Origin of the sequence: Citrobacter sp. TBCP-5362 (genome assembly GCF_005406305.1) — a bacterium.
Classification (GTDB): Bacteria; Pseudomonadota; Gammaproteobacteria; order Enterobacterales; family Enterobacteriaceae; genus Citrobacter_B; species Citrobacter_B koseri.
The window spans coordinates 620,789-643,466 of record NZ_CP040234.1; the positions used below are offsets into that span (position 1 = coordinate 620,789).

Annotated in this window: 16 protein-coding genes; 5 read left to right on the top strand and 11 right to left on the bottom strand. The window is 53.7% G+C overall.

What is annotated here, in order from left to right; translation table 11 throughout:
• Positions 1–184: 184 nt before the first annotated feature.
• Complete coding sequence (locus tag FD428_RS03020; protein ID WP_012135227.1) at positions 185–1,171, bottom strand: Gfo/Idh/MocA family protein; 987 nt, start codon at positions 1,169–1,171, stop codon at positions 185–187.
• A gap of 69 nt (positions 1,172–1,240) precedes the next feature.
• Complete coding sequence (locus FD428_RS03025; protein WP_012135226.1) at positions 1,241–1,744, bottom strand: M48 family metallopeptidase; 504 nt, start codon at positions 1,742–1,744, stop codon at positions 1,241–1,243.
• An 86-nt stretch (positions 1,745–1,830) separates the two neighbouring features.
• Here FD428_RS03025 and rlmG point away from each other — a divergent pair, with 86 nt between their 5' ends.
• Complete coding sequence (gene rlmG / locus FD428_RS03030; protein WP_012135225.1) at positions 1,831–2,967, top strand: 23S rRNA (guanine(1835)-N(2))-methyltransferase RlmG; 1,137 nt, start codon at positions 1,831–1,833, stop codon at positions 2,965–2,967.
• Between the two features lie 91 nt (positions 2,968–3,058).
• Here the strand turns inward: rlmG and FD428_RS03035 are convergent, their stop codons facing one another.
• From FD428_RS03035 to ebgR, 7 genes are all read right to left on the bottom strand, one after another.
• Positions 3,059–5,077 (bottom strand): NADPH-dependent 2,4-dienoyl-CoA reductase, encoded by a 2,019-nt coding sequence (locus FD428_RS03035; protein ID WP_047461103.1) that lies wholly within the window; start codon positions 5,075–5,077, stop codon positions 3,059–3,061.
• A gap of 352 nt (positions 5,078–5,429) precedes the next feature.
• On the bottom strand, positions 5,430–7,781 hold the full coding sequence (gene ygjK / locus FD428_RS03040; RefSeq protein ID WP_114848391.1) for an alpha-glucosidase: 2,352 nt from the start codon (positions 7,779–7,781) through the stop codon (positions 5,430–5,432).
• Between the two features lie 16 nt (positions 7,782–7,797).
• A complete protein-coding gene (gene ygjJ, locus FD428_RS03045; RefSeq protein WP_371417128.1) occupies positions 7,798–8,853 on the bottom strand; it encodes a protein YgjJ in 1,056 nt (351 codons plus the stop codon).
• Positions 8,854–8,941: 88 nt separating this feature from the next.
• Positions 8,942–10,375, bottom strand: a complete 1,434-nt coding sequence (locus tag FD428_RS03050) for an amino acid permease (RefSeq protein ID WP_114848354.1) — start codon at positions 10,373–10,375, stop codon at positions 8,942–8,944.
• 67 nt (positions 10,376–10,442) lie between these two features.
• Positions 10,443–10,892, bottom strand: coding sequence for a beta-galactosidase subunit beta (locus tag FD428_RS03055; RefSeq protein WP_049009427.1), 450 nt, complete (start codon positions 10,890–10,892; stop codon positions 10,443–10,445).
• On the bottom strand, positions 10,889–13,981 hold the full coding sequence (gene ebgA, locus FD428_RS03060) for a beta-galactosidase subunit alpha (RefSeq protein ID WP_114848353.1): 3,093 nt from the start codon (positions 13,979–13,981) through the stop codon (positions 10,889–10,891). Before ebgA ends, FD428_RS03055 begins: the two co-directional genes overlap by 4 nt.
• A 207-nt stretch (positions 13,982–14,188) precedes the next feature.
• Positions 14,189–15,172 carry a transcriptional regulator EbgR gene (gene ebgR, locus FD428_RS03065; RefSeq protein ID WP_049009429.1) on the bottom strand — a complete coding sequence of 328 codons (984 nt, stop codon included), beginning with the start codon at positions 15,170–15,172 and terminating at the stop codon, positions 14,189–14,191.
• Positions 15,173–15,391: 219 nt separating this feature from the next.
• Between ebgR and FD428_RS03070 the strand changes: the two genes are divergently transcribed.
• Positions 15,392–15,724 (top strand): tRNA-binding protein, encoded by a 333-nt coding sequence (locus tag FD428_RS03070; RefSeq protein WP_049009430.1) that lies wholly within the window; start codon positions 15,392–15,394, stop codon positions 15,722–15,724.
• Between the two features lie 150 nt (positions 15,725–15,874).
• Here the strand turns inward: FD428_RS03070 and ygjG are convergent, their stop codons facing one another.
• Positions 15,875–17,254 (bottom strand): putrescine aminotransferase, encoded by a 1,380-nt coding sequence (ygjG, locus tag FD428_RS03075; protein ID WP_111925746.1) that lies wholly within the window; start codon positions 17,252–17,254, stop codon positions 15,875–15,877.
• Positions 17,255–17,685: 431 nt separating this feature from the next.
• Here ygjG and FD428_RS03080 point away from each other — a divergent pair, with 431 nt between their 5' ends.
• Positions 17,686–19,206, top strand: coding sequence for a PAS domain-containing methyl-accepting chemotaxis protein (locus FD428_RS03080; protein WP_114848352.1), 1,521 nt, complete (start codon positions 17,686–17,688; stop codon positions 19,204–19,206).
• A 327-nt stretch (positions 19,207–19,533) separates the two neighbouring features.
• Positions 19,534–21,099 (top strand): methyl-accepting chemotaxis protein, encoded by a 1,566-nt coding sequence (locus FD428_RS03085; protein WP_114848351.1) that lies wholly within the window; start codon positions 19,534–19,536, stop codon positions 21,097–21,099.
• Here FD428_RS03085 and FD428_RS03090 read toward each other — a convergent pair.
• A complete protein-coding gene (locus FD428_RS03090; RefSeq protein WP_110493781.1) occupies positions 21,096–21,656 on the bottom strand; it encodes a PadR family transcriptional regulator in 561 nt (186 codons plus the stop codon). The genes FD428_RS03085 and FD428_RS03090 overlap by 4 nt on opposite strands.
• Positions 21,657–21,895: 239 nt before the next feature.
• On the opposite strand from FD428_RS03090, the gene FD428_RS03095 reads away from it, so the two are divergent.
• Entirely contained in the window at positions 21,896–22,672 is a 777-nt protein-coding gene (locus FD428_RS03095) for a siderophore-interacting protein (RefSeq protein ID WP_047463900.1), read from the top strand.
• Positions 22,673–22,678: the final 6 nt, after the last annotated feature.

Consider the following 22,678-nt stretch of genomic DNA (forward strand, 5'->3'; position numbering starts at 1 on the left):
TCGGCTTCGTCATCAATCAAAGACATGAAGGCACATCACTTTCTTATTGCCCGGCGACCGGATGTGGTTTTTCACACATCGTAATGACGATCGACCGACAATGAAGTTACTCCCCTTTGCACGTAACAAAATATGACAGGCCATACGATCAGTCAATGGCCTGTTACATCTGTTTTACATTGTTTTACGCTGTGGCGTCATCAGCGGGGAAGACGACGCCCGTCTGCCGACGAATCTCCGTGAGCAGTTTGGCCGTGATACGGCTGACGGTCAGCTCGGGATGGTTCACCTCGTTGGTCTCGACCAGGTGTGCAAAGCGTTCCGCCTCATACAGCATCGTATTGATATGCTGAGGAACGGATAAATCCTGCGTTTTTCCGCCGCGTGGAATGAAGCACACTTTCTGACATTCCGAAATTTTCTCGATGACCAGAGAACCGGCTTCGCCCTGGATTTCGCTGGGCAGTACGGAATCACTCACTTTGGAATGCTGTAGGGTGACGCTGAAGTCGCCGTAATCCAGCACCGCCACGCCATGCGCATCGACACCGCTTTCCAGCAGACTGGCGGACGCCTGAACGTTTTGCGGTTCTCCCCAGAGCGCAACCGCTGACGCCAGACAGTAAAAACCGATATCCATAATGGAGCCATTCGAGAAGGCCGGATTAAAGGTATTGGGGTTTTCGCCGTCCAGATAGCGCTGGTAGCGCGAAGAATACTGGCAGTAGTTGATAAGGGCTTTGCGCATTCTTCCTGCTTTCGGCAGCGACTGCTGTAGCAACTGAAAATTAGGCAGGCTGGCGGTTTTAAAGGCTTCGAACAGGACGACCTGATTTTCACGCGCGCACGCGATGGCGGCGTCGACTTCGGCCAGATTCGAGGCCAGCGGCTTCTCGCAGATCACATGCTTTTTGTGGCTTAAAAAGAGCTGAGTCTGGGGGAAATGCAGCGAGTTCGGGCTGGCGATATACACCGCATCAATGGCGTCGCTTTGCGCCATTGCTTCAAGCGAAGTGAATAAATGCTCGACGGGATAATCATTGGCGAAGGTTTGCGCCTGTTCGAGGCGACGGGAATAGACTGCGGTTAACTTATATTTGCCGGTTTCATGGGCGGCATCGACAAACTGGCGGGTGATCCAGTTTGTGCCAATAACAGCGAAACGTATCATAAACGCCTTCAGGCTCCATAAAGGGATTCTTTCGTCAATTTAGCATGCCTTTATGACAAAGCCAGTGCGCTACTGCTCAGATTGCTTTAACGAAAGATGCGTTAACCACAGGCGGGTATCAAACTCAAGCTGGTGATACTGCGGCTCCATATGACAGCACAGTTGATAAAACGCTTTGTTGTGCTCTTTCTCTTTCAGATGCGCCAGTTCGTGAACCACGATCATTCGCAGAAAAGGTTCCGGCGCATTGCGAAACACGGTAGCGACGCGGATCTCGGCTTTCGCCTTCAGCTTGCCGCCCTGTACGCGCGAAACGGCGGTATGCAGCCCCAGCGCATTTTTCAGCACATGGATCTTGTTGTCATACATCACTTTGTTGATCGGCGGGGCGTTACGCAGAAACTGGCTTTTCAGATCCTGGGTATACTGCCAGAGCGCTTTATCGGTCGCAAAATCATGTGTTCCCGGATAGCGTTTTTCCAGCACTGCGCCCAGACGCTGTTCAGCAATGAGCGTGCGTACCTGAGACAGTAAATTCTCCGGGTAGCCGTGGAGATAAGTAAGTTGACCCATCAAAGCCCCAAATTAAATCTAAAAAAAGAGTATACTCACGCACCCTTTCAGGGATAACAGCGAAATTTTACCATTCAGGAGGGCCGATGAGCCACGTAGACAACGGTTTCCGTTCACTGACACTGAAACGTTTCCCGGAAACGGATGACGTTAACCCGCTTCAGGCGTGGGAAGCGGCGGATGAATATCTGCTGCAACAGTTAGACGACACGGAAATCAGCGGCCCGCTGCTGATCCTGAATGATGCCTTTGGCGCATTAAGCTGCGCGCTGGCTGAGCATACACCATACAGCATCGGCGACTCGTATTTAAGCGAGCTGGCGACGCGCGAAAATTTACGCCACAACGATATCGCCGAATCCAGCGTGAAGTTTCTCGACAGCACCGCCGCGTACCCGCCAGCGCCGGGCGTCGTGTTGATTAAGGTGCCGAAAACGCTGGCGCTGCTGGAGCAACAATTGCGCGCGTTGCGCCAGGTCGTGACTCCGCAGACCCGTATTATTGCGGGAGCAAAGGCGCGTGACATTCATACCTCCACGCTGGAACTGTTCGAAAAAGTGCTCGGCCCCACGACCACGACGCTGGCCTGGAAAAAGGCGCGCCTGATCAACTGTACCTTCAGTAAGCCTGAACTGGCGGATGCGCCGCAGACGCTGAGCTGGAAACTGGACGGCACCGACTGGACTATCCACAATCATGCGAACGTTTTCTCGCGTACCGGCCTGGATATCGGCGCGCGCTTCTTTATGCAGCATTTACCGGAAAATCTGGAAGGGGAGATCGTCGATCTCGGCTGCGGTAATGGCGTGATTGGCCTGACGCTGCTGGCGAAGAACCCTCAGGCGAGCGTCGTGTTTGTCGATGAATCGCCGATGGCGGTCGCGTCCAGCCGTTTGAATGTGGAAACCAACATGCCGGAAGCGTTGGATCGCTGCGAGTTTATGATTAACAACGCTTTGTCCGGCGTGGAACCTTTCCGCTTTAACGCCGTGCTGTGCAACCCGCCGTTCCATCAGAAACATGCGCTGACGGATAACGTTGCCTGGGAAATGTTCCACCATGCGCGCCGTTGCCTGAAGATCAACGGCGAGCTGTACATTGTGGCGAACCGTCACCTGGATTATTTCCACAAGCTGAAGAAGATTTTCGGTAACTGCACCACCATCGCTACCAATAACAAATTCGTGGTGTTGAAAGCGGTCAAAACCGGTCGCCGCCGCTAATAGCGTGTGCCGGATGACGGCTAACGCCTTATCCGGCCTACAACGTGCTACCCCGTAGGCCTGATAAGCGTAGCGCCATCAGGCAATGCCCTTAAATCGCCAGCGCTAATTTTGTTCCCTGCGCAATTGCCCGCCGCGCATCCAGCTCCATCGCCACGTCGCATCCGCCAATCAGGTGTACCGTTTTCCCTGACGCGCGCAGCGGCTCCGCCAGTTCGCGCCGTGGCTCCTGCCCCGCGCAGATCACGACATGATCGACGTTCAGAAGCTGCGGTTCGCCGTTGATCAATACGTGCAATCCGTCATCGTCGATCTTCTGATAACTGACTGCCGGGATCATTTTTACGCCGCGGGACAACAGCGTTGCGCGATGGATCCAGCCGGTGGTTTTCCCCAGCCCCTGACCGGGTTTACTGGCTTTACGCTGTAGCATCACAATCTGACGTGGGCTGCGAGACAGATGCGGCCCTTCCGGGCGTAACCCGCCGGGCTGTTGCAGGCTGGTGTCGATCCCCCATTCCACGCAGAACTCGGCAATGCTCTGGCTGCTGGGATCGCCTGGCTGGCTGAGGTACATCGCGGTATCAAAACCAATCCCGCCGCAGCCGATAATCGCGACACGTTTCCCGACGGGAGTTTTATCGCGCAGCACCTCAAGATAGGTCAGCACTTTCGGGTGATCGATGCCCTCGATCGACGGTTTACGCGGCTCGATCCCGCAAGCGAGGATCGCTTCATCAAACGGTTGCAGATCGTCTGCGGTGACAAACCGGTTGAGCTTCAGCGTCACGCCGGTCACTTCGATCATCCGACGGTAATAGCGCAGCGTTTCATAAAATTCTTCTTTGCCGGGGATCTGTTTAGCGATGTTGAACTGCCCGCCGATCTCGGCCAGGGCATCAAACAGCGTAACGTCGTGCCCGCGCGCTGCCGCGTTAATGGCAAATGCGAGACCCGCCGGGCCTGCGCCGACGACGGCCAGGCTTTTCTTATGTTCAGCCGGAACTATCGGCATTTTGGTTTCGTGACAGGCGCGTGGATTCACCAGGCAAGAGGTGACTTTACCCACGAAGATCTGATCCAGACAGGCCTGGTTGCAGCCGATACAGGTGTTGATCTCATCCGCCCGCCCTGATTGCGCTTTCGACAGCAGCTCGGCATCCGCCAGGAACGGGCGCGCCATCGACACCATATCCGCATCGCCGCGTGCCAGAATATCGTCCGCTACTTGCGGATCGTTGATCCGGTTAGTCGTGACCAGCGGAACGGTGACGTGGCCTTTCAGTTTGCGCGTTACCCAGCTAAAGGCGCCGCGCGGAACCGGCGTGGCGATCGTCGGGATACGCGCTTCGTGCCAGCCAATACCGGTGTTGATGATCGTCGCGCCAGCCGCTTCAATGGCCTGCGCCAGCTGTACGGTTTCGTCGAACGTCCCGCCGTTTTCCACCAGGTCGAGCATCGACAGACGGTAGATAATGATAAAATCGCTGCCCACGCGCTGGCGTACCGCCCGTACCACTTCCACCGCGAAACGCATACGCCTGGCGTAATCGCCGCCCCATTCATCGTCGCGCTGGTTCGTGCGCACGGTAAGAAATTCGTTGATCAGATAGCCTTCCGAACCCATCACCTCGACGCCGTCGTAACCCGCTTCCCGCGCCAGCTGGGCACAGTGGGCGAAATCGTCAATCAGTTGCAGGATTTCATCGTGCGTGAGTTCGTGCGGCGTAAAACGGTTGATGGGCGCCTGGATCGCCGAAGGGGCGACCAGATGCGGCTGATAGCTATAGCGTCCGGTATGCAGGATCTGTAACGCAATTTTCCCGCCTTCCTCATGAACGGCGTCCGTGATCACGCGGTGGTGCGGCAGCTGGCTGGCATCATTTAATGTAGCGCCGCCTTCCATTCCCACCCCGGACAGTGCGGGGGCAATCCCCCCGGTGACGATCAGCGCGACGCCATGCCGCGCACGTTCGGCGTAGAAAGCCGCCAGCCGTTCGGCGCCATCGGGGTATTCCTCCAGCCCGGTATGCATCGAACCCATTAGCACACGGTTTTTAAGCCGGGTAAAGCCCAGATCGAGCGGGGCGAAAAGCGACGGATAGCTCATAAGTGTGTCCAGTATGTAAAATTATTGTTATGTGGTCGGATGAGTTAATAATTTAGCCGTCGCGGCGTAAAAGGGAAAAGGGGAATGTGATGATTGTGATGGGATTCAAAAAAGGAGCGGGGCCAGAGAACGAATTTGCCGGATGGCGACGCTGGCGCGTCTTATCCGGCCTACAGGTGTGCGGGTTGTGTGAACATTGCCGGATGGCGACGCTGGCGCGTCTTATCCGGCCTACAGGTGTACGGGTTGTGTGAACATTGCCGGATGGCGATGCTGGCGCATCTTATCCGGCCTACGGATCGGATTCCTGTAGGCCGGATAAGCGTAGCGCCATCCGGCATCGCATTTCGGATTACAGTTTCCTGAAGAAGTCGTTATACAGCATATACAGGTGCGCGGCGCTCCAGGAGAAGTTCGGCGCGCCCTGCTGTGCGCCGGTCAACGGGTTGTAGTTTTCCTGAATCGGCCCGTCGGCGGTCAGCCCTTTTGCATGCCTGAAGAAAGTATCCGCCAGCTTCAGCGCATCATCACGATAGCCGTAACGCGCCATGCCTTTTAATCCGAACCAGAACTGATCCACCCACACGCGTCCGCGCCAGTAAATATCCGCGCCGAACGCCGGATTGGTCAACGCAGCGGTGCCGAGTGGTACGAAAGTATTGAACTCTTTCGGGTCAAGCATCACCTTCACAACCGCATCGGCGTGAGCCTGTGTCGCAGCGCCGTTAAACAACGGCGACCAGCCTTCCGGCCCCTTGCCACGCTCAACGATCGGTTTCCCCGCACAGCCGTTTGCCAGCGGCTTTTCTTCAATCCGCAGATCATAGAAGAAGTGTGTTGTCGGATCGAACATGCAGGTGTTGATGTAATCCGCGAGCTTCTGCGCCAACTGGCGATAGTGCTGCGCCTCGTTCGGCTTATTGAGGAGAGCCGCCATTTCCGCCAGATAGTGGTTGTCGCTGTACATATAGCTCGCCTGATCGACCGACTCCTGTCGCAGCGAATAGCCCAGCAGCGTGCCGTCCTGGCGACGGTTTTCCGCAAATTTCACCGTCCAGTCGCTGCGTTTGCCGCCGTTTGCGACATATTTATCCAGCTGCGCTTTATCAATAAAACCGAATACTGCGGCGTCATCACGCCCGGATTCCCAGGAGGCGGCGACCTGCGCCGGAATTTCCAGGCTGTCGTACTGGTCTTCGCTGATGATGCGGGCATAGTTTCTCAGCCCGGATAACGTCTCTTCCTTGTCGCCCTGTTTTACCGTAAACAGCATTTCGCCGGTGTCGGTATTGTGGGCTTTATCGCGGGTTGCGCCATATTCCGGGACGCCATTGCCGTTGTGATCGCGGTTACGCAGCCACCAGTCATGGTATGCCACCAGTTTCGGGTACATCTCTTCAAGCCAGACTTTGTCTTTGGTGACGTTGTAGACCTCCATCACTGACCACGCCGCGAGGCTTGGCTTGGTGTTGCGCTCGTTCCAGTTGCCGCCATCGCCGCCACGTTCCGGGCTGAGGTTCCAGGCGATCAGATCGGGAACGAAGCCCGCATCCTGTGGGCGAAGCGGATCGTCGGGTTGAATCTGCCAGGAGAAGACGGCGCGAATATTCTCTTTGGCGATTTCCGGGTTGAAATGCGCCATCGCAAAGGCCTGCTTCCAGGTGTCCCACGGCCAGGTCTGATTACCGGAAAACCAGCGGCCAGTGACCGATGGCGTCACGGTATGGTGTTTGATCGCGCCGCCTGGCGAGCGCCAGTTGCCGTTCAGCGTTTCAATGGCTTTAACCGCAACCCGCGTCTGTTCTGGCGTGGCGTCCGGGTTGGTTAAGCCTTTTTGCAGATAGCCCTCCCAGCGTTTTTGTGATGCGCTGAGATAGTCAGCCGGGCGAGCCAGAATGTCGCGGATCTGCGCCTGCTCGTTATCCACTTCCTGCGCGGTGAGCAGATGCGACCAGGTGGTATAAAACGTGGTGGAACCGTTGATGTGCGCCTTGCTGGTAAAGCGGTGGCCGTTGACCTTTGTGTCTGTCGGCAGGGACTTATGTATCTGATATTCAGATTCGCCGGAAGTGAGCAGATCCCAGGTGGAACGCACTTTGCCGAAGGTGACTTTCAGACCATCACGGGTGGCGATGATTTTTCGCTGATAGTCCGGGTATTCTCCATCAATGGTTTTATCGGAGATCGCTTTTCCCTCTTTCGCTTCCAGTTTTTCCAGTAACTCGCCGTCCCACACCAGATCCAGCGGCGTCTTGCTGGTGATTTTCGTTTCCAGCAGGGCCGTGCGCGAACTGGCGAAGCGCAGCGTCATCTCAACCTGCACGTCCTTTGAGGATAATTTTTGGATCAGCGCGCCGGGAATGCTGTAAGCCTCAAGCGCAAAGTCAACCTGTTGGCCGTTTTGATACACCGACAGACGGTCAAAATGGGTGGCCATAAAGTTGATGTACTCTTCCGTCAGCAGTGCGACGCCGGGAAAGCCGCCCATCGTGGCCTTGCTGTCTGGCAGCAGGTATCCATGCCACGCGCCAAGATCGAAAAACGGATTAAAACGCTGGTGATCATCGTAATCGTAATCATGCATATAGCCCGGCGCGCCGGTGCGGTTAATGACATTTTTATAATCGCCCGCAGTGGCGGCATGTGCGGAGAGGCTTATCAGCAAAGCGCAGGTCAGCGGCGTCAGGGCCGTCGTGATTTTCATGGTGTTCATGTCCTTATTACCAGTAGAAATATTGCATCAGGAAAATCTGGTCACTGGGATCGCCAGATGCGTTTTGCATATAGAACCGGCTATCGAAGGCGGTGGCGAAACGTCCGCCGCCGTATTCGTACCAGACGCCAAACTGCATAAAAGAGGTGGTTTCGTCTGCGGCATGGTCTGGCCGGTGCCTGGCATAGCTGTAGGCCGTAGAGAGATAAATGCCTTTTAGCGCTTCGTACATGGCGCTGACCATAAAGCCGGTTTCGCTGCCCGGCACGTCCAGACCGTCGGCGCGACCAGTGTGGTGCCAGGCGCGGGCGGCCAGATTGGGAGAGAGAACGCCGGTCAGAAACAGTTGTCCGGTGCCGTCGGTAACTTCCAGGCCGTTCATCCAGGTGACGCCTTCGACAAGATCGTACTGGGTATAACCGTTGATCATCGCCGGATAGGTGTATTTATCGTCATAGCGATCGTATTTGCCGAAATGCAGCCAGGCTTTCCCCTCATCGTGATGCCCGGCTGGCGTGGCGGTGACGCTATAACGGAAGGCGCCGCTCAGATTCTGCACCTTAATCGCGGTCATGATGTCACGGGTATTGGGGATGACGTAGCCCAGATCCGGCGTAAAATCGCCCCACCATTGCAGGTCATCCAGCGAGGAATCCTGACGCAGGCTCAGCATCAGTTCCGTGCCGTCATCAGTACGATAACCGCCATAAAAACGGTTGATTCCGCCTTCGAACCCGCCCCAGCTATGATCGGGAACCCAGGCGTTACCCTGATGGTCGGCCTGCACCGTCCAGCCTTCGCCGTAAATCAGGCCAAACCATGAGCCGTATTTCATCTCCAGGCCGCCTTCAATATAGGTGCCGTCACTGTATTTATGCTTATCCTGTCCCTCTAAATCCATATATCCCCCCAGCCCCATCTCGCCGTAAAAACGAAAGGAGGGAGAGGTGACGGCTGGCGTTTTTGTGTCGTCATGTTCTGCCGGATGAACGTCTTCCGCAGCCAGGGGAAAAACACAGAGGAAGGGCAGGGCAATCATTGCCCTGCGAATATTTTTCATCATTTTCATGCTTCTGTCCTAAGCCAAAATAAATATTTTTTATTGTTATAGCCAATGTGAAAATGGTTCTTATAGTTATAAAATCAATCTGTTAATTAATGTTTGATGCGGGTGCGGCTTCAATATCCTGTTCTTCTTTTGTGAGTCCTTTAATGTATCGGCTGTATTTCCACCAGGCGAATCCGAGGAAAATAACAATACCGCCCACGTTATAGAAAACAATGGTCATAATATTGCCGCCGGTTGGGAAAGTGGAGGCAATAAATCCGATGGTAAATATAACAATTAACATCGACACGACGATAATACCGGTTCTTTGCGATCCCATACGGAAGTCTCGCGGTAAGTGCTCCAGTTTTGCCCGCAGATTCAGGTAGGCCAGCATAATAAACAGCGGAGGCAGCATGGAGGCCGCTGCGGTCATATTAATGATGGTGTTCATTAATTCCTGAACGGTATTCGAGCCGAGCATCGGGATAATCATCAACGGAATGACAATCAGGAACTGAATCCAGGCGGCGCGGGCGGGGACGCCGTTTTCATTCAGTTCGACGGTTTTTTTGCCAAAAATCCCTGCGGGAATTTCGGAGAAGAAAATTTTAACCGGCGTTGCAGTCCACATCAGCAGAGAGCCGAACATCGCAGTAAAAGAAACCAGACCGACAAAGCGGTTTATCAACAGTTCGGGCAGACCAAACCAGGCTGCCAGACCGTGGAAGACCTGTACTGAACCGCCGGTAAATTTCAGCTCTTTACTGCTCACGAATACGTTGATCAGTACCGACGAAATGGAATAAAGCACGCCGATGAAAATCCCGGCCAGGATGATCACTTTTACAAATGATTTTGATCCGCCTTTTACGTCGTTAACATACACCGCAACGGATTCCGCGCCGCCTGCGGCCATAAAGATCCAGGTCGTAATACCGAGGAATGCCCAGTTAAAGTTTGGGATCATCGCCTCCACGGTGATCGGATCGGCAGGCTGAACGCCGCCCACCAGCGCCGTACCGGCCAGTAAAATATAGGAAAGCGTCAACAGGAGCATCAGCGTGGAGGTGACGGAGGTGATTGGCCCCAGCATTTTCGCCCCGTTGGTGGAAACCCAGGTTGAGAAGGCGAACAGCACCATACTCAATACGGTTGTTGCGATCGGCGTCAGAATATATTCGTAGCCCAGGAACGCATAAGAGGCATAGGCAATTACGCGCGGGAGCAGCGAGGTGAAAAAGAACAAGTTAACGAACCAATAGGTGTAGGCGGTAATAAATGCCCAGCGTCCGCCGAGGGAGCTTTTTACCCAAGCATAAACGCCAGCTTCAGAGTTTTTATTTAATGAAACGAATTCTGCAATAATTAAACAGAAGGGGATAAAGTAGAAAATCGTTGCCAGGAAAAACATCGGCGCCGATGCCAGCCCCAGCTCAATATTATTATTGATGACGTTATTAAAACTGTAAACGGCGGCAAAGGTAAGCGAGAGTAAGCCGAACTTGCCGATTGTATTACGTTTGGTATCAGACATAACACATCTCCGATTCCTGATTTTTGTAGGGTAGTCAGCGGCACATCACAGGTGCCGCCCGTTATTTTTATTTGTTATGAAAATAACCATCTTCAATGGTCACTTTGAGTACGACTTTTTTTACAGCGTGATTACAGATAAAACGGTAGGCTTCATGGTTGTCGCAAATCACCATCTGTCCTTCGTGAACCTCTACGGTGTTTCCGCAACCTTTCAGATATTCGCGATCGGTTTCATCGCGATAATATTCAACGACCTGCAACGTATCTTTGGCAGCATATTCAATTTTTTGTCGCCCTTGCAGGTAGTAATGCACTTCAACGTAACGGCGATGCCCGGTAAACAGCGCATCAGCGGCAGAGTCGGTTTCCACGCGATACGTCAGAGAATCCCCGATGGAGTGAGCGACGCCGGGCTGAATGTTGTCGATATTTTCAATCGCTTCAATGCAGCGCTGCCATTTGCGACCAGAGGCGTAGACCTGCCGGAACTGTTCTAAGTTATCGAGGAGCCTCATTTTTCATTCTCGCTATGCAAATTTGTGGAAAAGAAGTCCGTGCCGAAGGCATGGCCGGCAATAGCCTGGGCGGTCGCTTCGCCGCCGGACACCGGCAGCAACGTAAAGCCATAACGGAATGACCGGAACCAGACGCGCCAGGAATCGAGCACTTCGCTTCCCCAGGAGTTGGAACCCAGCCCAAGCAACTGATGATCCAGATTCAGGGTGATGTCGTCGCAGCGCTGCAATTCATTGCAGTGCTGCGCGGCAAAGAGGTTTTCTGGCGTGTAATGCCAGGCGCTGAAGTTGATGGGGTGTTGCGGCACCACCAGCAGGCCGTTGCCGTGGCGGTTGGTTAGCGTCGCCCAGCGTACATGCTGGCGATTACCGTTGTTCTGCGGGAACGGGTAATTCTCAAACATGTCATCCACGGTGGAGCGCCAGATGTCGATGATGTTGGCCTGCTGACTGTCGGCATAGTTTTCTCCCGGGCCGCGACCATACCAGGCAACCTGATCGAAGGCGCCATTAATTCCCATCGTGAAGCCAATACACGGAATAATGTGCGGATATTCGCCGTAGGGTTCGCCGGAAAGCGCGACGTTTACCTGACCATCCATCGCAATGCGCCAGCGATACGTACAGCGCATGCCGAAATCAAATACCGGCGGAGCAATAAGGGTGTGGTTGGTAATCAGTACCGCATCTTCCGTTTGCTCGACGGTAAACGTCCGCAGATGCTCCTGCATGATGTGCAGATGGTTTGGTTGCCAGAGTCCCTCGAACTCCTGCTTGTGATTATCAATTGTCGGCTTAAAGAAATTGATTTTTGGCGCGCGGGTCAGCAGCGCTTCACCATTAACGTTCCAGGCGGTTGGCTTCCCGTTCAGTTTTGAGAACGTCAGATGGAAGTTGTAGCCGCGCACGGTGCAGCTCAGACGATCGTCTTCCAGCGTCAACGCGCGCGCGTTTGGCTGGCTAAACGGTACAGGAGGCGCCGTTCTGGCCTTCAGCGGGAACTGACAGGCGGCGATATGATGCCCTGCGTCGCTGTAGAGTGTGGGGGAGTCTTTGGTCACGGTGACGTTAAGAAACGTTTCTCGCCCATCCAGCGCTGGCAACGTGCAGTGCAGTAACGCCTCGCTATTCGGCGCGACGTCGCGCAGTTTGATCTGCTGCGTGGAGAGCGTCTCCCCTTCGGCACGAACGTCAATATGCAGGGTATAGTCGTCAAGGGAGGTGAACCACAGTTTGTTTTCTACTTTCAGTTCGCCACGTTCCAGATCCTGCGCGTGGATTTTTACAGGTGCAATGACCTGCTTGTACTCCTTCAGACCCGGGCCCGGCGTCTGGTCAGGGTAAATCAGACCATCAAGGCAGAAGTTGTAGTTATTCGGGTAGTCGCCGTAATCGCCGCCAAATTTGTACCACACGTTGCCATCGTCGTCTTTCGCCTGGATACCGTGATCGCACCATTCCCAGACATAGTGCCCCTGAATGCAGTCGTGCTGGTAAAAGACATTCTGATATTCGGTTAGTCCGCCGGGGCCGTTGCCCATCGCGTGGGCGTATTCGCAGATGATGCGCGGCTTCGGATGCGGATACTCACCAAACTCGTTCATCAGCGGCACGCGGGTATACATGGTGGAGATGATATCCACCACTTCGGCGTCGCGGTCTTCTTCGTAGTGAATCAGGCGCGTGTCATCCAGCGCTTTGGCGGCGTGGTACATCGCGCGAATATTACAGCCGTACCCGGATTCGTTGCCCAGCGACCAGATGATGATAGAAGGGTGGTTTTTCTGCGCATGGATATGGCGCACGATGCGCTCGACGTAGACCGTTTCCCACGCCGGGTCGTCGGTGATGCGGCTGATATCGCCGATGTTAGCGAATCCGTGTGACTCGACGTCAGTTTCCGCCATCACAAACAGGCCGTAGATATCGCAGAGCTCGTAGAAACGTGGATCGTTAGGGTAGTGCGCGGTTCGTACCGAGTTGATGTTGTGTTGTTTCATTAACCGCAGATCTTTTTCAACGCGATCCATGCCGACAGCCCGACCTTTAAGATGATCGTTATCGTGGCGGTTGACGCCGTGCAGCATCACGTAGCGGTTGTTGATGTAAAACAGCCCGTCGCGAACCTGAATATCGCGAAAGCCCACGCGTTGCGGCACCACTTCAAGAGTATTGCCGTTAGCGTCTTTCAGGGTCATCACCAGGTGGTAGAGATACGGCGACTCAGAGGACCACTGGTGCGGAGCGTGAACACTAACGGCAAAGTCGGTGCTGATGCGCTGGTCAATGGTCAGTGCGTTGATGGCGCCTGCATGTACAACATCCTCACCGTCAAACAGCGCATACTCCAGAGAAGCGATTGCCGGGTCGGCGGTCAGGTTTTCCAGAACCAGCTGGCAGGAGAGGGTGGCATTGCGATAATCGTCGTCAAAATCGGTGCGAACGGTGAAGTCCTGAATGTGGACGGTGTGTTTACCAACCAGATAAACGTCGCGGAAGATGCCCGCCGACCACCACATATCCTGGTCTTCAACATAGGTGGAATCTGCCCACTGCATCACACGAACGCATAACAGGTTGTCGCCCGTCTTCGTGACTGCGCTGATGTCGAACTCTGCCGTCAGGCGGCTGCCTTTGCTGAATCCCACATAATGGCCGTTCACATAAACTTCGAAATACGTTTCGACGCCGTCGAATTTAATCAGCGTTTGCTTTCCTTGCCAGCCTTCGCTCAGCGTGAAAATGCGTTGATAAGCGCCGGTGGGGTTATCGCTGGGGACGTACGGCACATCGATTGGGAACGGGAAGCCCTCGTCGGTATATTGCAGCTTGCCGTGGCCTTCCATTTGCCACATCCCTGGAACGGTAATTGTTCCCCAGTCTCGCATATACTCTGAGGTAAAGGCTTCCGGCACCTGAAGCGGGTGGTCGAAGAACTGAAAGTTCCACTGACCGCTTAGCGGCAAAAAATAGCTGCTGGTTTCGCGGGCGAATGTGCGAGCCTGGGCTATTGAGTCATAAGAAAAAAAGTAGGCGCGTGGCGCCAGTCTGTTTTCGTGGGTCAGCTGAATGTTTTCCCAGCGATTCATAATGCCTCCCTGTGGAGCGAAGTCGGAACCCTTCAAGGCGATGGTAAGTGTGCGTTATGGGAAATGATTTTAGTAAAATATTTACTAAAATGTAGTAGGTAAAATGATTTACTTTAACTGGATCACGAAAATAAGCTGTGAGAAGAAAAGCGGCGAAAAGCGGAATGCGCCCGGCTATCAGGAAAACCGGGCGGCGGAAAAGGGGGGTTAGCGGCTGGTGCCGCGCAGTTTAAGTTTACTGGGAACGAAGACCAGCAGCGGCAGTGCGCGCCCGTCACGGGCTTTTTCGTACACCAGATTTACGCCCTGGCTGCCCATCATTTCGGAATGAATGCGCACCGTGGAAAGCGGTGGGAAGGTGAATCGCGCCGTCGGAATGTCATTCACGCTTATCAGGGAGATGTCGCGCGGGATCTCAAGGCCATGCTCATGGATTGCGCGTAACACGCCAATGGCTATCGAGTCGGAGGCGACAAACAGCGCGCGCGGATAATCCGCTTTAGCCAGCATTTGTTTCGCCAGTTCGTAACCTGATGAACTGGAAAAACCACCGCGCCAGATATCGTCTTCACGCACGACCTGCTTCAGGCGGCCATATTCGACAAACGCGGCTTCGCGGATATCGGCTTTGCCGGGCTCATCCTCCCCGCCAATAAAACCAATACGGGTTGCGCCCTGAGCAATGAAAAAGTCGATGATCTCTTTGCTGATGCGGGACAAATCGATATCGACGGCATCGTATTCACTGCCTGATTCGTGAAAGTCGATAAAGCAGATATTGTCAGTCAGCGCGGCGGCGGCGTCGCGTAAGGCGGCTGAGGGCTTGCCGACAATGAGAATGCCGGTGATGTTTTTAAGATCCGGCAACCCGCTGTGTTCGTAGCAGTTGGTCAGTTCAATCCCCAGTTTTTCACACTGTGTCTCAATCCCGTGGCGGATTGCCAGATAGTAGGGATCGTTAATTTCCAGCTCTTGCTGATAACTGTAGATGGCAAGGATGTGTTGCAGGCTGACCGTACTATTCTGGCTCTTACGGGCGCTGCTGGTTTTGTACTCCAGCTTTTCCGCGATTTCCAGAATGCGGTGTTTGGTCTCTTCTTTGACATTCAGCGTGGGGTCGTCGTTTAAGACCCGCGACACTGTCGCCAGGGATACGCCAGCTTCAATTGCGATATCTTTAAGTGTTGCCATGATTACCTTTTCCGACTTTCCCCTGAGTAGCCTTTTCATTGTAAAGGAAGTGCTTATCTATGCATCTGTTTTCAGTAAATAAAGCGCGTTTATTTGACGTGCCAGGGGTAAATTTCAGCTTAAAGAGTGTGATAAACGCAGCATTTCCCCTTTTTTAAGAACAGTGCCTGGAAAAATTATTGCTATAATTTAGTAAATTTTTACCAAAGGGAGAAAAAGATGGAGACGGTGGCCTTTGCGGATTTTGCCCGACTGGAGCTGCGTGTTGGAAAGATTGTGCAGGTAAAGCGTCATGATAATGCCGATAAGCTTTACATTGTGCAGGTGGATGTGGGCGAGCGTACGCTGCAAACGGTAACCAGCCTCGTACCTTATTACCGAGAGGATGCGCTGATGGGGAAAACGGTGGTGGTACTGTGCAATCTGCAAAAAGCCAAAATGCGTGGTGAAACGTCAGAGTGCATGTTGCTGTGCGCCGAAACCGATGACGGCAGTGAAAGCGTATTGCTGACGCCGGAACGCGTAATGCCTGCGGGCGTGCGGGTTGTGTGAACTTGCCGGATGGCGACGCTGGCGCGTCTTATCCGGCCTACAGGCGTGCGGGTTGTGTGAACTTGCCGGATGGCGATGCTGGCGCATCTTATCCGGCCTACGGATCGGATTCCTGTAGGCCGGATAAGCGTAGCGCCATCCGGCGGTGTGTTATGTTTCCTCCACGCTCACCCGTAACGCCGCCAGAGCCTTGCGGGTCGCCTTTAATACCTGTTCACACTGCTCAATTGTTAATGTCAGCGGTGGTTCGATGCGAATCGTTTTCGAGTTGTTGAGCGTCCCGGCAACCAGTACCCGCTGGCGGAACATCTCGCTGGCGAAGTTGTAGCCGATTTCGTTGTCAACAAACTCAATCGCCATCAACATCCCTTTTCCGCGAGCGTCCTGCACCAGGTCAGGATATTCCCTGGCAAGCTGGAGGAAGCCGTCCAGCAACATATCGCCTTTCTGCTCCGCCTGTGCCGGTAGATTCTGCTCCAGCAACACGTTAATGGTTGCTAATGCTGCCGCACAGGCCAGCGGGTTGCCGCCAAAGGTTGTGGTGTGCAGGAACGGATTATCGAACAGAACGGAGAACACCTCTTCGGTAGCGATGGTTGCCCCAACCGGCATCACGCCGCCGCCTAACGCTTTTGCCAGACATAAAATGTCAGGCTGCACGTTTTCATGTTCACAGGCGAACATCTTACCGGTGCGCCCCATGCCGGTCTGGACTTCATCCAGAATCATCAGGGCGCCAAACTCATCGCAGAGTTTACGCACGGCGGTCAGATAGCCCTGCGGCGGCAGGATCACGCCGCCCTCGCCCTGAATTGGTTCCAGAATGACGGCTGCCACATCGTCGCCGGTTTTTTTACACTCGCTAAGTGCAGTACGCATGGCCTCAATGTTGCCAAACGGTACATGGCGGAAGCCCGGCAGCAGCGGCATAAACGGCTTGCGGAACGTGGATTTCGCCGTGGCGGAAAGCGACCCCAGCGATTTACCGTGAAACGCGCCGCTGGTAGCGATAAAGGTAAACTTACCGCGCGGCGACTGATACGCCTTCGCCAGTTTCAGCGCCGCTTCCACCGATTCGGTGCCGCTGTTGCTGAAAAAACTGTACTTCAGTTTTCCAGGCGTGAGCGCTGCGAGCGTTTTAGCCAGCATGGCCCGGAGCGGGTCCAGTAACTCCTGGCTGTGCAGAGGTTGTTTTGCGAGTTGATTCTGTACGGCGGATACGACAACTGGATTACGGTGCCCCACGTTGAAAATGCCAAAACCACCCAGGCAATCAATAAACTCCTGTCCCTGGGTGTCGACAAGCGTATTCAGACTTCCCGCTTGCCACTCTACGGCTCCGTAATCCCCGCCAGCGGTCACAGATTTTCGATACTCTAAAAACCCCGGATTAACATGCTCTTTGAAGTAATCAATCACCTCTCGGTTCAGTGCTTTCATTTCCTCATGATCAAGCGTTCGCTTTTCAATGAGATTCAGTGCGTGTGCGCTACAGGCCAGGGCCGATGCGCTGGAAGGTAACCTGTTCAAAATATGCTCCCGGAACTCGCGTATCACATGATACTGAGTTAAGTATTGCAGGGATTGCGCCATATCGGCGTGGATCATGAAAATCGGGATAAACACCAGGGAAAATATCAAGTGTGCAATATTTAATCTCATTCATTAACAATTGGTGATGTTTTGCGCAATGCGTGTGCGGGGGAAGCGGGGCTGACGAGCGGGCAGTCGCACCAGAACGGTGCGGGCGGTGTGCGTATATGGGGCGGAAGTTATAGCAGAACTGAATAGTTACTTAACGAAAGTATTTTAAATCAATGAATTAGAAAACATACAAATATTACGGTTTAAACGCAAATTGCGATCTAAATCAAATTTAACAACTAAAGATAAACCAATTATCGCCGAAATAACATCTGACAGAAAAGTTAACATTCAAGTAACCTGCACAGGACGCAACCATGTCTTCTCATCCCTACGTCAGCCAGCATAATTATCCGCTGGATGATGATACAACCCTGATGTCCACAACTGACCTGCAAAGCTATATCACCCATGCAAATGATACCTTCGTTCAGGTAAGCGGCTTTACGCTGAATGAACTGCTTATGCAACCGCATAATCTGGTACGCCACCCGGACATGCCGAAAGCCGCGTTTGCGGATATGTGGTACACCCTCAGGCAGGGTGAGCCGTGGAGCGGCATCGTGAAAAACCGACGGAAGAATGGCGATCACTACTGGGTGCGGGCGAATGCGGTGCCGATGGTGCGGGAAGGGCGCGTGACCGGCTATATGTCGATTCGTACCCGCGCGACAGATGAAGAGATTGCTGCCGTTGAGCCTTTGTATAAGGCGCTGAATGAAGGCCGCAGCAACAAACGTATCCACAAAGGACTAGTGGTGCGTAAAGGCTGGCTGGGGAAACTGCCGGCAATCCCCATTCGCTGGCGTGTACGCAGCGTTATGGCGCTAACGGGCGTGGTGCTGATGGCGGCGATGGCGCAAATGGGCGTTGCGTGGCCAGCGCTATTCGTGAACGCCCTGCTGATGCTGGCGGGAACGGCGGTGTTTGAATGGCAGATTGTGCGTCCGATCGAAAATGTCACCCGGCAGGCGTTGAAAGTCGCAACGGGCGAGCGTAACAGCGTATCGCATCTTAACCGTAGTGACGAACTGGGGCTGATGTTGCGCGCGGTAGGCCAGCTTGGGCTTATGTGCCGCTGGCTGATTAATGACGTCTCAAGCCAGGTTTCCAGCGTCAGAAACGGCAGCGAGACGTTAGCGAAAGGCAATGACGATCTGAATAAACACACCCGCCAGACGGTGGAGAATGTGCAGCAGACGGTGACGACCATGAACCAGATGGCGGAGTCCGTGAAGAAAAATTCCACCACCGCGTCCGCCGCCGATAAATTATCCAGCGCGGCCAGCAGTGCGGCGACGCAGGGCGGAGAGGCGATGGAAACCGTCATTAAAACGATGGATGACATCGCTGACAGCACGCAGCAGATTGGCACAATCACTACGCTGATTAACGACATTGCTTTCCAGACGAATATCCTGGCGCTGAACGCGGCGGTTGAAGCAGCGCGAGCGGGCGAGCAGGGTAAAGGATTTGCCGTTGTCGCCGGGGAGGTTCGCCATCTTGCCAGCCGAAGCGCCAGCGCGGCGAATGATATTCGTAAGCTCATTGACGCCAGCGCAAGCCGGGTACAGTCTGGTTCCGAACAGGTGCATGCGGCAGGACGCACGATGGATGATATTGTGGCCCAGGTGCAAAACGTCACTCAGCTTATTGCGCAAATCAGCCACTCGACGCTGGAACAGGCGGACGGACTCTCCAGCCTGACCCGCGCCGTGGATGAGTTAAACCATATCACGCAGAAAAATGCCGAGCTGGTGGAGGAGAGCGCTCAGGTTTCAGCGATGGTTAAACATCGCGCCAGCCGTCTGGAAGACGCGGTAACGGTTCTGCATTAAATCAAATTCCCTTTATTTCTGCCGACAAACGCTTATCGAAGCCGATAAGCGTTTTGTCATAATATTGGGCTAACAATGTTAAGCACATATTAAATATTTACCATTTCGAGCTATTTCCTTATTTAAACCCGCTGCGTTATTTTGTGTGATTCTTCATTTTCCCGAACCTGAAAAATGAATTGTATAACGATCGGTCTGCCGATATTCATCGTTGAAAACTATTTACCGTAATAAATTGAAATAAAAAACGATCAATATCATAAAGTTAGCGAAGCCGTAACCGATAACGAACCCTGTATAGAGGAAAAACAATCTCCAGGGGGAAATATGCTTTTGCATAACATGAAGATCCGCTCGAAATTATTTATTGCGTTTGGTTTGTTTATTGTACTGATGATCGTGAGTTCTGGCCTTTCGTTGTTCAGCCTGGATCGAACGAATACCAGTATGCAGAACATCATTACTCACGATTATCCCACAACGGTGAAAGCCAACCTGCTGATCGATAATTTTCAGGATTTCGTTAGCACGCAGCAGCTGATGCTGCTGGATGAAGAAGGGCGCTGGAGCCAGGAGTCGCAAAAGCAGCTGGATGCGATTAGCCAGCGCATTACGGTATTGCTCGATGAACTGTCCGCCAGCAGTCAGGATGAGGCCTCAAAGGCCATTATCGCCGGAATTCGCGATGTGCGTCAGCAGTATCTGGCCTCCCGGTTCCGTATTTTGCAGGAAATTCAGAACCATGATCGTCCGGCGGCGATACAGGAAATGATGACGACCACCGTCAACATACAGCAGGCGTATAAAGCCAAAGTACAGGAGCTGATCGCTATTGAAGATACGCTGATGCGCAACGCGGGCGCGTCGGTTGACCAGGATTTTCGCACCAACCGGGCACAGCTGATTCTCCTGGCGCTCATCAGCATTGCCGCCGGAGTGATAATGGGATGGTACATCGTACGTTCCATTACCCGGCCGCTTAATGACGCCGTGCAGTTTGCCGGGGCGATTGCGGAGGGGGATTTGACCCGCACGATTCATATCGCGCAAAAAGATGAAACCGGCGTGCTGTTGCAGGCGCTGATGGAGATGAAAAACCGTCTGCTGGCGATCGTGCAGGAAGTTCAGAACGGCTCTGAAAATATCTCCAGCGCGGCGGCGCAAATTGTCGCGGGCAACCAGGATCTGGCGGCGCGTACTGAAGAACAGGCCAGTTCTGTTGAGCAAACGGCGGCCTCTATGGAGCAGATTACCGCCACTGTCAAAAATACGGCGGACCACACCAGCGAAGCGACCCATCTTTCTGCCGATGCGGCCAGCGTGGTGAAAAATAACGGTGAGATGATGCGTCAGGTCACGCAAAAAATGCGCGTGATAAATGAGACCTCTAACCGCATGTCCGACATTATCAACCTGATTGATTCTATTGCCTTCCAGACCAACATTCTGGCGCTTAACGCCGCCGTGGAAGCCGCTCGCGCCGGGGAACACGGGCGTGGCTTCGCGGTCGTGGCGGGGGAAGTTCGTCAACTGGCGCAAAAAAGCGCGTCGTCGGCCAGTGAGATCCGCCACCTGATTGAAGACTCTACCAGCCAGACGCAGGAGGGGATGCAACTGGTGGAAAAAGCCAGTGCGTTGATTAATGGTATGGTGGATAACGTTGAAGAGATGGATGTGATTCTGCGTGAAATCGGTCAGGCCAGTCGCGAACAAACCGATGGGATTTCGCAAATCAACAGCGCGATTGGGCTGATTGACGCCACCACGCAACAGAACTCGTGTCTGGTTGAGGAGTCCGTTGCGGCAGCGGCGTCGCTGAATGAGCAGGCCCGGCACTTAAAAGAGATCGTGAAAGTGTTCCGCATCCGTGCGGAGGACGTACCGCCTGCTTAATCCAGTTGGCTGATTTCCAGCGCCGCGCGATCGATAACGCCGATGATCTGCTTAAGCTGCGCGTCGCTGATCCCGCCCTGATTCACCCGCAGATCCAACACGGCTTTGAAGTTGTCCAGCGCCCGTTTCATCTGCGGGTTCTTACGCAGTTCAAAGCCGACGCAGCGCGCTTTCACGCGTTCGTGGATGTGCTCCAGGTGTTCACGGTTCTCTTCCAGCCACCGTTGCCCCAGCTCTGTAATGGTGATCTGCTTACGCCCGCCGTCCTCTTCTTTGATAGTGATAAATTCCTGATCCTGAAGAAAATCCAGCGTTGGGTAAATCACGCCTGGGCTTGGGGTGTAGTTGCCCAGCGTCAGGTTCTCGATGGCTTTAATCAATTCGTAACCGTGGCTGGCCTCGCGGGTCAAAATTTCCAGAATCACCAGGCGTAGTTCGCCGTGGCCAAAAAAGCGCTGGCGACGTCCGCCGCCGCCGCCCCGGCCATGACGGTGCTCGCAGCCATGTTCATGGCCGTGGTGATGCTCTCTCTCGCAACCTTCATGATGATGTCGCATGATGTACTCCTGTTTTATTTAGATATATCTAATTTATATCTAAAACTTGTAATCTTGCAAGTCGATCGATTTTTATTTTGTTTAATTTATTGATTTTAAAGTGATTAAAATTGTTTTATATCGTGAGATATATCGAAGATTACTGTATCAAAAAAGTGCTTGCAATCTTCATAACTAACAATCATTATCATTTAAAATTTAATTTAGATATATCGTATTATCTGCATGAAGGCGAAAAAATGATAAATACATCCTCACGCTACCCACAGCGCGTTCGTAACGAACTGCGTTTTCGTGAACTTACCGTTCTGCGCGTCGAGCGTATTAGCGCCGGTTTTCAGCGCATTGTTCTTGGCGGTGAAGCGCTGGAAGGCTTTAGCTCGCGCGGCTTTGACGATCACACCAAAGTGTTTTTCCCTGAACCGGGCAGCCTGTTCGTTCCTCCGACGGTGACGGACGAAGGGATTGTCTGGGGAGAGGGCGTACGTCCTGCTTCCCGCGATTACACGCCCTTATATGATGAAGAGCGGCACGAGCTGGCGCTGGATTTCTTTATTCACGACGGCGGCGTGGCGAGCACATGGGCAGTAAACGCTCGCGAAGGCGACACGCTCACCATCGGTGGGCCGCGTGGATCGCTGGTGGTGCCGGAAGACTATGCATATCAGGTTTATGTTTGCGATGAATCAGGGATGCCAGCGCTGCGCCGCCGCCTGGAAGCGCTCGATCGCTTGTCCGTTCGCCCGCATGTTACGGCGCTGGTCAGCGTACAGGATGCCGCGTATCAGGATTATCTGGCGCATCTTGATGGCTTTGCCATTGAATGGGTGGTCGGACACGATGAGCAGGCGATTGATGAGCGGCTGGCGCAATTAACGGTGCCGGAGGCGGATTATTTCATCTGGATCACGGGTGAAGGGAAAGTGGTTAAGCATCTGAGCCGTCGCTTTGAGACGGAACAGTTTGATCCGCAACGGGTGCGCGCCGCAGCATACTGGCATCGTAAGCCGGCTTAATCATTC